The sequence below is a fragment of the Acidisphaera sp. L21 genome (assembly GCF_009765685.1).
Taxonomy (GTDB): domain Bacteria; phylum Pseudomonadota; class Alphaproteobacteria; order Acetobacterales; family Acetobacteraceae; genus LMUY01.
Genome location: NZ_LMUY01000122.1, coordinates 3,070 through 5,500, shown reverse-complemented (window position 1 = coordinate 5,500; position 2,431 = coordinate 3,070). Strand labels below are relative to the sequence as shown.

Below are 2,431 nucleotides of genomic sequence, written 5' to 3'. Positions count from 1 at the left end.
AACCCACTTGGGCGCCCGCTCGACTGGCCATGCCTCGGCACCCGTATCCCTGCCACCCGACCGTCTGCGGTGCAGGATTCAAATTTAGGCGCTAAGATCAGGTCATGGACACCGCCGCAGCATTTGGCACGAGCCCAATGATGCTCGCCTACATGGCGGCGCAGACCTCCGCGCCCGACCACATCATCCTCTATCGGGTGGGCGAGTTCTACGAGGTGCTGGGCAAAGACGCCTTCACGGTTTCCCGTACGCTCGGCCTGCAGCTCACTCGACGGCGCCAGAAGGACGCCGCCGACGTTCCCATGTGCGGCATTCCCAGCAATGCTTCGGACCAGGCCATCGCTCGGCTGCTGGCGGCTGGCCATAAGGTCGCAGTCTCCGAGCAACCCATCGAAGGCGGGGACGGCCGCCCGCTGCGTCGGTTCACGGCTGCCACGTCGGTGGACGCCGACGTGGTCCCGGGCGGGCGGCCCAACAACTTGACCGTAGCGCTGACCGAGGATCGGGCGGTTGCTTTCGCATGGACCGATCTATCCACCGGAGAAACGGGCGTGACCACGGCGTCGCTCGAGGGGTGCGGGCCCGCCCTGGCGCGCATCTCCCCCGCCGAGATCCTGGTGGCGCGCTGGCCGGCAGACTCGGAGGCGCTGGCAATTGCCGTCCGCAGCTTTGGCGCGCCCTTCTCCAACCTGCCGGACGCGGATCTATGCCTGGCAGAGCCCGGCGCAGCGCTGGCGCAAGTCTACGGGGATGGCTGGCGCGAGCGACTGCGCGGCTTCTCGCCCGCGGAGCTGGCAGCCTTGGCGGCCCTGCTGAACTACGTTCGCGGCACGCTCGGCCGGCTACCGGACGGACTGCCGGCGCCACGACGGACTTCGATGGGCGACACCCTGCAGGTCGATGCCCCGACGCTACGGGGTTTGGAAGTGCTCACCTCCGCCTCCGGCCGGAACGGATCGCTGCTGTCCGTCGTCGACAGGACCGTCACCGCCGCCGGAGCGAGGCTGCTGGCCCGCCAACTCGTGGCGCCGCTGACCAGCTCGGAGCAGATTGGGCGGCGGCTGGCCATGGTACGTTTCCTGCTGACCAATCCCGAGGTGAGGACGAATTGCCGCGAGGATCTAGGTGCCATGCCGGACATGCTGCGCGCGTGCGGCAGATTGTCGCTCGGCAAGGGTGGCCCACGCGATCTGGGGGCCATCCGCGACGGGCTCGAAGGCGCAACGGCCGTGACGGCGCGGCTACGTGGTGCCGACGATCTTCCGTCGGGGCTCGCGTCGGCTGCTCGGGAGCTTGCCGCGGCGTCGGAGGGGGCTTGCGTAAGCGCCGCCCGCAGTCTTCGTCGAGCGCTAACCTCGCAGTTGCCCGGGACCGTAAAGGAGCCGGGCTTCGTGAAGGCGGGCTACGCCGCCAGGCTAGACGAGGCTCGCTCGGATGCAGCCCGAATGCGAGAAGCGGTCGACGAACTGCAGGCGCGTCTCGTAGTCGAGACCGGCGTCAAGGCGCTGCGGATCCGAGTCAACACGTTGGTCGGCTACCACGTGGAAGTGCCGTCAGCTCAGGCAAAGGCACTTGGCGATGGTTACACCCTGCGGCAGGGCCTCGCGTCGTCCACCCGCTTCAGCACGTCCGAGTTGGACCTGCTCGCGGCGCGGCTGGAGGACGCCAAAGCCCGGGTCGCAGCTGCGGAGCAGGCCGTGTTCACCGAGCTGTCCCGTGCGGTCTTGGACGTGCGCGCGGCGGTCGCCCGAGTGGCGCACGCCGCGGCCGCGTTGGACTTAGTCGCCGGGTTGGCGCAAGCGGCAGCGGAGGGAATGTGGACGGAGCCGGATCTGGTAGACGGTGCGGTTCTCGACATCGAAGATGGTCGCCACCCCGTGGCCGAGCGGCTGCTCGAGGCGCAGGGCCGGAGCTTCGTGGCCAACGACTGCAGAATGGGGGAAGGCAACCGCATTTGGCTGCTTACGGGTCCGAACATGGCGGGCAAGTCGACCTACCTGCGCCAAGTCGCCCTCATCGTGCTCATGGCGCAGGTAGGTTCGTTCGTGCCCGCAAAGCGAGCCCGAATCGGAGTTGTGGACAAGCTGTTCAGCCGTATCGGCGCCTCCGACGATTTGGCCGCCGGCCGCTCGACGTTCCTGGTCGAAATGCTGGAAACGGCGGCCATCCTTACCCAGGCGACGGAGCGGTCACTGGTGATCCTTGACGAGGTAGGACGCGGCACCTCGACGCATGATGGGCTCGCCATCGCGCAGGCCACGATGGAGCACCTCCACGACGTCGTGGGCTGCCGGACGCTGTTCGCGACCCACTTCCACGAATTGGCGGACGCGGCCGACGCCATGCGACATGCCGAATGCATGGCAATGGACGCCTCGGCAGGGCGGCACGGGGACGTGTTCACCTTCAAGGTCGCGCCTGGCCGGGCCGG

General features: G+C 68.2%; 1 protein-coding gene. It reads left to right on the top strand.

All coding sequences use genetic code 11. The annotated features are described in order from the left end of the window. Nucleotides 1-104: 104 nt before the first annotated feature. Nucleotides 105-2,431: DNA mismatch repair protein MutS (gene mutS, locus GSQ76_RS23195; RefSeq protein ID WP_158746488.1), on the top strand; the 2,327-nt coding region annotated here is incomplete at its 3' end.